General features: G+C 68.2%; 8 protein-coding genes. 3 read left to right on the top strand and 5 right to left on the bottom strand.

The features are described 5' to 3' along the window. Nucleotides 1–204 precede the first annotated feature (204 nt). A complete protein-coding gene (gene dksA, locus QMX79_RS18500; protein ID WP_282248085.1) occupies nt 205–1,416 on the bottom strand; it encodes an RNA polymerase-binding protein DksA in 1,212 nt (403 codons plus the stop codon). Between the two features lie 249 nt (nt 1,417–1,665). On the opposite strand from dksA, the gene yidD reads away from it, so the two are divergent. The 3 genes from yidD to QMX79_RS18485 are packed head-to-tail and all read left to right on the top strand — an operon-like array spanning nt 1,666 to nt 4,113. Then, a complete protein-coding gene (gene yidD / locus QMX79_RS18495) occupies nt 1,666–1,920 on the top strand; it encodes a membrane protein insertion efficiency factor YidD (protein ID WP_184126588.1) in 255 nt (84 codons plus the stop codon). A gap of 1 nt (nt 1,921) precedes the next feature. Beyond that, nucleotides 1,922–3,268, top strand: a complete 1,347-nt coding sequence (locus QMX79_RS18490) for a dihydroorotase (protein ID WP_282248084.1) — start codon at nt 1,922–1,924, stop codon at nt 3,266–3,268. Further along, complete coding sequence (locus tag QMX79_RS18485; RefSeq protein ID WP_282248083.1) at nt 3,268–4,113, top strand: M23 family metallopeptidase; 846 nt, start codon at nt 3,268–3,270, stop codon at nt 4,111–4,113. Before QMX79_RS18490 ends, QMX79_RS18485 begins: the two co-directional genes overlap by 1 nt. A 207-nt stretch (nt 4,114–4,320) precedes the next feature. On the opposite strand, the gene QMX79_RS18480 is transcribed toward QMX79_RS18485, so the two are convergent. The 4 genes from QMX79_RS18480 to QMX79_RS18465 all read right to left on the bottom strand — a co-directional run bounded on the left by QMX79_RS18480 (nt 4,321) and on the right by QMX79_RS18465 (nt 7,859). Then, a complete protein-coding gene (locus QMX79_RS18480) occupies nt 4,321–5,028 on the bottom strand; it encodes a squalene/phytoene synthase family protein (RefSeq protein ID WP_282248082.1) in 708 nt (235 codons plus the stop codon). A 66-nt stretch (nt 5,029–5,094) separates the two neighbouring features. Continuing rightward, nucleotides 5,095–5,784 carry a phosphoglycolate phosphatase gene (locus tag QMX79_RS18475; RefSeq protein ID WP_336618876.1) on the bottom strand — a complete coding sequence of 230 codons (690 nt, stop codon included), beginning with the start codon at nt 5,782–5,784 and terminating at the stop codon, nt 5,095–5,097. Next, entirely contained in the window at nt 5,768–6,499 is a 732-nt protein-coding gene (gene ubiG / locus QMX79_RS18470) for a bifunctional 2-polyprenyl-6-hydroxyphenol methylase/3-demethylubiquinol 3-O-methyltransferase UbiG (protein ID WP_282248080.1), read from the bottom strand. Before ubiG ends, QMX79_RS18475 begins: the two co-directional genes overlap by 17 nt. A gap of 16 nt (nt 6,500–6,515) precedes the next feature. Beyond that, nucleotides 6,516–7,859, bottom strand: a complete 1,344-nt coding sequence (locus QMX79_RS18465; RefSeq protein ID WP_282248079.1) for a TRZ/ATZ family hydrolase — start codon at nt 7,857–7,859, stop codon at nt 6,516–6,518. Nucleotides 7,860–7,992: the final 133 nt, after the last annotated feature.

Below are 7,992 nucleotides of genomic sequence, written 5' to 3'. Positions count from 1 at the left end.
CTGCGGGACTGTCAAAAACATGGATGTTTTTGCCAAGCCCCCACGGATGGGTTTACGGCGTGTCCCGCAGGGGGCTACCCGTCGGCCTCCCAGCTCGCAGCAACAAAGACGCTGCCGTCGCCTCGAAGCCAAACGACCACGACCAAGGCAACAAAAAACCCGGCCGAAGCCGGGTTTTCTGATTGCATCAACAACGACCGGAAATCAGTCGCCCTGCTGCTTCTGCATGTGCTCCCAACGCTCCTGGGCGTCGATAGTGCGTTCGGCGGTCAGGCGCGCTTCGAGGCGGTCCAGGCCGATTTCTTCGCCGGTGTCGACGCAGAAGCCGTAGTCGCCGTCTTCCAGGCGCTTGAGCGTGCTGTTGATCTTGCCGATCAGCTTGCGGTAACGGTCGCGGGTACGCAGTTCCAGCGAGTTTTCGGTCTCGCGGGTGGCGCGCTCGGCTTCGTCACCGATGTCACGCACTTCTTCCTGCAGGTTGGCGATGGTCTGCTTGGATTCCTCGACCAGTTCATTGCGCCAGTGCTGCAGGCGCTGGCGGAAATACTCCAGCTGCAGCGGGCTCATGTACTCCTCTTCCGCGCTCGGCTTGTAGCCGTCGGGCAGGATCGGACGACCCGTGGCTTCGTCGGTCTTGTATTCGACCACCTTGACCTTGGTGCGCGGGGCCGGGGCGGACGAGCGCGCTGCCACGGCAACGGCGACCTTGCCAACCGGACGCGAGACGGGCTTGGGGGCGGATTCGGATTTCACGGGAGTTTTTGCAGGCGATTTCGAAACGGGCACGGGATTCTTGTTTTGCGGGGCTTTCGGCGCGGGGGCTGCCGCCACCGGCTTCGGCGCGGGGGCCGGAGCGGGAGCAGGCTTGGCCGCGGCCTTGGCCGGGACAGACTTGGCCGGAGCCGGCGGAGCCGGCTTCGGTGCGGACTTCACTACGGGTGCTGCAACCGGCTTGGCCGCCGGCTTGGTTGCCACCGGCTTGCTGGCCGGCTTGGTGGCCTTTACCGGCTTGGCCGGTGCTGGCTTGGCAACCGCTTTTTTCGCCGGCGCGGTCTTGGCCGCCGGCGTTACGGATTTCTTGGCCACGGGCTTGCTGGCGGGCGCGGCCTTTTTAACCGGCGCTTTAGCGACGGGCTTCTTGGCCACGGTCTTCTTTGCGGCCGGCTTGGGTGCCGGCTTGGCAGCGGCCTTCTTCACCGGAGCCTTGGCGACTGCGGCCTTCTTGGCAGGCGCCTTCTTGGCCGCCGCCTTCTTCACGGGTGCCGTCCTGGCCGCCGGTTGTTTGGATGCAGGCTTGCCCGCCGGCTTCGCAGCCGGTTTCTTGGCAACGGTTTTAGCCGCCAACTTCTTAGCAACAGGCTTGGCGGTTTTCTTGGCGGCCTTGACGGCCTTCTTTGCAGTTTTTTTAGCAGCCACGAAACGCTCTTCCTTGGTTTCCCCGGGGCCCGGGAAAGCGGGCCTTTATAGCCTACCCGACCAGCAGCAGCAACCACTCCGCCTACTCCGTTCAGCCGGGGAGCACGGCGGGGTGCAGCGAGCTGCGCAGTTCGGAACCTGACCCGGCGATGGCGCCGGGGCGGCCCCGCCGCGCACCAGCGCGGACGGGTCCAACACCCCATCCTGCGACAAATGCGGCCTTCATGCCAACTGCTCTAAGATTGGGGGGTGATCTCCCACCTGCTCATTGCCCTGTTGCGCTTCTACAAGCGCTTCATCAGCCCCCTGCTTGGGCCGCGCTGCCGGTTCATGCCGAGCTGTTCTGAATACGCCATGCAGGCCATCGCCACGCACGGCCCCGCGCGTGGCAGCTGGCTGGCCGCGCGCCGGCTGGGGCGCTGCCATCCCTTCCATCCCGGTGGCGTGGACGAGGTGCCGCCGCGCACCGGCCATGCCGATTGCCGCTGCACAGGAAAACACTGAAATGCCCTCCACGCTCATCGTCAACGCCCGCATGGTCAACGAAGGCCGCATCTTCGACGGCGACCTGCGCATCGACAACGGCCGCATCGCGCAGATCGGCACCGGCCTGCAGCCGCAGGACGGCGATACGGTGGTCGATGCCGCCGGCCGCTGGCTGCTGCCCGGGATGATCGACGACCAGGTGCACTTCCGCGAACCCGGCCTGACCCACAAGGGCGACATCGCCACCGAATCGGCCGCTGCGGTGGCCGGGGGCCTGACCAGCTTCATGGACATGCCCAACACCAACCCGCCGACGCTGAACGCGGCGGCCCTGCAGGCCAAATACGACGCTGCGGCCGGTCGCGCGCGCGCCAACTACGGCTTCTACATGGGCGCCAGCAACGACAACCTGGCCGACATCAAGGTGGTCGACCCCAAGACCTCGCCGGGCATCAAGGTCTTCATGGGCGCCTCCACCGGCAACATGCTGGTGGACAACCCGGAAACGCTGGACGCGATCTTCAAGTACGCGCCCACGCCGATCATCACGCACTGCGAAGACACGCCGATGATCGACATCAAGGCGAAGGAGTACGCCGAAAAGTACGGCGATGCGCTCAGCGCCGAGCAGCACCCGGACATCCGCTCGCGCGAGGCCTGCCTGAAGTCGTCGGAGCTGGCCGTGGCGCTGGCGAAGAAGCACGGCACCCGCCTGCACGTGCTGCACATTTCCACCGCCGATGAGCTGAAGCTGTTCGAGAAGGGCCCGCTGATCCGCGCCGATGGCAGCCGCAAGCAGATCACCGCCGAAACCTGCATCCACTTCCTGCGCTTTGACCGCACCGATTACGCGCGGCTGGGCAACCTGATCAAGTGCAACCCGGCGATCAAGGAAGTGAGCGACCGCGAGGCGCTGACGCAGGCCGTGGCCGACGACGTGATCGACGTGCTGGCGACCGACCACGCCCCGCACACCTGGGAAGAAAAGCAGAAGCCGTATGCGCAGGCGCCGTCGGGCCTGCCGCTGGTGCAGTACGCATTGGTGGCGGCGCTGGAGCTGGTGCACGAAGGCAAGCTTGAGATCACCCAAGTGGTGCAGAAGTTCGCGCACGCACCGGCGCAGCTGTTCGATGTGAGCCAGCGCGGCTACCTGCGCGAAGGCTACTGGGCCGACCTGGTGCTGGTGGAGGACGTGCCGTTCACCGTGAAGCGCGAAGACGTGCTGTCCAAGTGCGCGTGGTCGCCGTTTGAAGGCATGACCTTCCGTTCGCGCGTGGCCTCGACCTGGGTCAACGGCCAGCTGGCCTGGGACGGCACCCAGCTGGTGGGCGCGCCGAACGGCCAGCGCATGAGCTACGACCGCTGATGCGGGCAACCGTGCTGGGCCTGGGCCTGCTGGCCCTGGCCCCGGTGGCCGCGATCGGCCTGTTGCCCTCGCCCGCCCTGGCCCAGGCTGACGCGCGCGTGGTGTTTCCGGCCAGCGCCTCGCAGGGCGCGATGGTGATCGGCAAGGTGCCGGCCGGCAGCGTGGTGCAGTACGCCGGCCGCACGCTGCGGGTGAGCGGTTACGGCAGCGTGGTGTTCGGTATCGGCCGCGATGAGAAGGGGCCGTTGCAGGTACAGGTGCAGCGCCCCGACGGCGGCAGCGAAACGGTGAACATCGCGGTGACCCCGCGTGACTGGCCGGTGGAGCGCGTCAACGGCGTGCCGCCCAAGACCGTGAACCCGCCGCCGGCGATCGCCGAGCGGATCAAGCGCGAGCAGGCGCAGGTGACGGCGGCGCGGGCGCGCGATGACAACCGCGCCGATTTCGCCCAGGCCTTCATCTGGCCGGTGCAGGGCCGCATCAGCGGCCGCTTCGGCAATGCGCGGGTCTACAACGGGCAGCCCGGTTCGGGCCATTCGGGGATGGATATCGCAGTGCCGACCGGAACGCCGGTAAAGGCACCGGCCGCGGGTGTGGTGACGTTTGCCGGGCCGGATCTGTACCTCACCGGCGGCACGTTGCTGCTGGATCACGGCTTCGGGATCAGTTCGAATTTCCTGCACCTGTCGCGGATCGACGTGAAGGTCGGCGACCGGGTGGAACAGGGCCAGGTGATTGCCGCAGTCGGCGCGACCGGCCGTGCGACCGGCCCGCACCTGCACTGGGGCATGAACTGGTTTGATACCCGCATCGACCCGCTGCTGGTGCTCGAACGGGGCAAGTAACCGGCGGCCCGTACCACCGGGGTGGGTAGGGTCGGTTCCCAAACGACCGCCGATACCGGTGCCACATCCGGTAACGCATGACCTCAAACGAAGGCGCGTCTCCGACAGAGGTCATGCGTCCCAGCGCCGATCATCATGGTCGGCAGTCGTTTGGGAACCGACTCTACCGACGGCCCTTCACGCCCCGCGCCACCCGGCGACGGCACGTCACCCCCGGGCGGCCCACCAGGTGCGCAGCAGGGTGCGTACGGGGGTGGCCTTGAGCTCGCGCCCCTGCGACCACGCCTGCTGCCGCGCGCGCGCCAGCGAGGCGTACAGGCGGCGCGGACGCGGGCCGGCAACGCGGGCCGGCCACTGGCGCACCAGTTGCTGCGCCCAGCGCTGCGTGGCATCGCCATCGGCCTGGGCCAGCAGCGAACGCGGCACCGCCGCCACGCCCGCTTCATGCAGGCGCTGGGCCAGGGCCTGCAGCACGACCGGGGTGGCCACGTCGCCGCGCGCCGGGGTGGCGAACATCACCGCTTCCACCGCCGCCACGGCGGCGCCGTAGGCCTGCAGGGCGCGCTGCGCCTGCGCCGGGTCGACCGGTACGGCGCGTGCTTCGATCAGGTCCGGCAAGGCAGCCGCCAGTTCGCCCCACGGTGCGCGCACCGGTTCCAGCACCCGCCCCAGCGGATGCCGCGAACGCTGCGCGGCCCAGCTGCGCAGCTCTTCGCCCCACCACGCCAGCTTGGCGTCGGCGGGCATCGGGTCGCCGGCGATGTTGAGGATGTCGTCGAATTCCTGCAGCAGCGCGAACCACGCCACCACCAGGGTGCGCTGGGACTCGGCGATGAACGGCTCGGCCACCTGCCATTCCGGCCAGCGGGTCCGCCATTTGTCGAGGAAGCTGTCTAGGGCGGTGGAGGTGGTCATCAGGGTATTCCTTGTGGAGCGCGTATCGACCAACGGTCGATACCTACCAGTGTTGTGCGGCCAGCGTTACCGGCGCGAAGCGGGCCAAGCGGCTGACTCTTGCAACTCGGCCGGCTGTTCGATCATCACCTCCGCGCCCCAGGCCAACGGGTCGTCGGCGTCGAGGCGGTAACCCCACAGGGCGGCGACCGAGGCCACGCCGGCGGCATTGGCGGCGACGATGTCGCGCTCGTCGTCGCCGACGTAGATGCAGGTGCCCGGGTCGATGCCCATGCGCTCGGCAGCGGCCAGCAGCGGCAGCGGGTGCGGCTTGCGCTGGGCCAGGGTGTCGCCGCCGATCAGGACCGCGCAGCGGGTTTCCCAGCCCAGCTGCGGCAGGATCAGCCGCGCCAGGTATTCGGGCTTGTTGGTGACGATGCCCCAGGCACAGCCCGACGCCTCCAGTGCGTCGAGCATGCCGGCCACGCCGTCGAACAGCACCGCGTGCTGGCCGATCAGCGCTTCGTAGCGATCCAGGAACTCGGGCACCAGCGCGTCACGCGCCTCCTGCCCCAGTTCGGGAAACGCCACCGCCACCATCGCCCGCGACCCCTTGGACACCACCGGGCGCAGCGCGTCCAGCGTGATCGGGGCGCGCGCGCGTGCGGCCAGCATCGCGTTGGCGGTGGCCAGCATGTCCGGCGCGCTGTCGAGCAGCGTGCCGTCCAGGTCGAACAGGACTGCCTGCGGGAAACCGGACTCAGCCACGGCCGTCAGCGTCGGGCTTGACCGCGTGGGCCAGGTAGTTGATGTCGGTGCGCGAGCTCAGGCGCGCGCGGTTGCGCCACGGCTCGTAGGCCATGCCGCTGACATCGCGCAGGGAGAAATCGGCCTCGCGCAGCCACTTGCCCAGCTCGGCCGGCTTGATGAAATCCTGGTAGTGGTGCGTGCCCTTGGGCAGCAGGCGCGCGATGTACTCGGCGCCGACGATGGCCACGGCAAAGGCGGCCGGGGTGCGGTTGACGGTGGACAGGAACAGCTGGCCGCCCGGCTTGAGCAGGAGGTGGCAGGCGGCGATGATCGCGCCCGGGTCCGGCACGTGCTCCAGCATTTCCATGCAGGTGACCACGTCGAAACTGCCCGGCTGTTCGGCGGCCAGGTCTTCGGCGGCCTGCACGCGGTAATCCACGGTCACGCCGGATTCCAACCCGTGCAGGCGTGCCACCTTGACCAGCTCGGGGGCCAGGTCGATGGCGGTCACGTCCGCGCCGGCCTGGGCCAGCGCTTCACTGAGCAGGCCGCCACCGCAGCCGATGTCGAGCACGCGCGAACCGCGCAGCGTGACGCGGTCCGCAACGTATTTCAGGCGCACCGGGTTCAGCGCGTGCAGCGGCTTCTGCGGGCCGTCAGCGTCCCACCAGCGGTTGGCGAGCGCGGCGAACTTGTCCAGTTCGGCCTGGTCGAAATTGGTGGAAGCGTGGGGGGCGTTCATGGGTGTCCTTTCGCGCTCAGGCGCGGATGTGACGGATGCGCTCGCGCCACTGGCGGGCGTTGGCAACAATCGCGGCGGTGTCCATGCCGACCAGCTCGCGCTGGAGCAGCTTGGGCTGCCCGGCAATCCAGACATCGCTGACCTGGTGGCGGCCGGCGGCGTACACCAGCTGCGACAGCACGTGGTGCAGCGGCTGGGTTTCCAGCGCCGACAGGTCCACGCAGACCAGGTCGGCCTGCTTGCCCACTTCGATCGAGCCGATGCGGTCGCCGAAGCCCAGCGCGCGGGCGCCGCCCAGGGTGGCTGCACGCAGCGTGGTGGCCGCGTCCAGCGCGGTGGCGTCGTTGGCCACGGCCTTGGCCAGGATCGCCGCGGTGCGGTTTTCGCTGAACATGTCCAGGTCGTTGTTGCTGGCGCAGCCGTCGGTGCCGATCGCCAGGTTGACCCCGGCGCGCTGCAGTGCGCAGGCCGGGCAGAACCCGGAGGCCAGCTTGAGGTTGGATTCGGGGCAATGCACCACGCTCACGCCGCGTTCGGCGCACAGGTGGATTTCCGCTTCGGTCAGCTGGGTCATGTGCACCGCGATCAGGCGGTCGTTGACCAGGCCCAGGCGGTCCAGCCGCGCCAGCGGGCGCTGGCCATGCAGCTTGATCGAATCGCTGATTTCCTGCGCGGTTTCATGCGTGTGCAGGTGCACCTGCATGTCCAGCTGGTCGGACAGCATGCGCACGCGTTCGAAGTTGGCGTCGTTGACGGTGTACGGCGCGTGCGGGGCGAACGAGGTACCGATCAGCGGGTCGTTGCGCCACTGGTCGTGCAGCTCGCCGGCCTTGGCGAAGTACTCATCGTCGGTCTTGGCCCAGGCGGTGGGGAAATCGATGATCACCGCGCCGACCAGCGCACGGAAGCCGTGCTGCTTGTAGACCGCGGCCTGGACGTCGGCGAAGAAGTAGTTTTCGTTGGCGCAGGTGGTGCCACCGCGCAGCATTTCGGCGATGGCCAGGGTGGTGCCGTCGGCCACGAATTCCGGGCCGATCACCGCCGCTTCCACCGGCCAGATGTGCTGCTGCAGCCACACCATCAACGGCAGGTCGTCGGCCACGCCGCGCAGCAGCGTCATCGGGTTGTGCGTATGCGCGTTGACCAGGCCCGGCATCAGCGCCGCATCGGGGCGCGAGACCACCTGGCGGGCGCTGAAGCGCGCGCGCGCTTCGGCACGCGGCAGGATCGCCACGATTTCACTGCCGCGCACAGCCACGGCATGGTCTTCCAGCACCACCGCATGCGGTTCGATCGGGACCACGTAACCGGCTTCGATCAAGAGGTCACAGGGTTCGGGAATGCGGTTGGTGTCGGTCATGCGGTCTCGCTTTGTCGATGAATCATTACGACAGCGCCGGGCAGTGCCCGGCGCCACCGTCATTAGACCGGGGTCGAATTACTTGCCTGCGCGGGCCGAATACTCGCCCGAGCGGGTGTCGACCTTGATGATT

This window comes from Stenotrophomonas sp. PS02300 (genome assembly GCF_029959395.1).
Classification (GTDB): domain Bacteria; phylum Pseudomonadota; class Gammaproteobacteria; order Xanthomonadales; family Xanthomonadaceae; genus Stenotrophomonas; species Stenotrophomonas maltophilia_AD.
The sequence above is the reverse complement of the archived record's forward strand: the minus strand, read 5'-3'. Positions and strand labels throughout refer to the sequence as shown.

Coding starts and splice junctions, on each gene's coding strand:
- QMX79_RS18490 (WP_282248084.1), top strand. CDS start 1,922: ATGCCCTCCACGCTCATCGTCAACGCCCGCATGGTCAACGAAGGCCGC.
- QMX79_RS18485 (WP_282248083.1), top strand. CDS start 3,268: ATGCGGGCAACCGTGCTGGGCCTGGGCCTGCTGGCCCTGGCCCCGGTG.
- QMX79_RS18480 (WP_282248082.1), bottom strand. CDS start 5,028: ATGACCACCTCCACCGCCCTAGACAGCTTCCTCGACAAATGGCGGACC.
- ubiG (WP_282248080.1), bottom strand. CDS start 6,499: ATGAACGCCCCCCACGCTTCCACCAATTTCGACCAGGCCGAACTGGAC.
- QMX79_RS18465 (WP_282248079.1), bottom strand. CDS start 7,859: ATGACCGACACCAACCGCATTCCCGAACCCTGTGACCTCTTGATCGAA.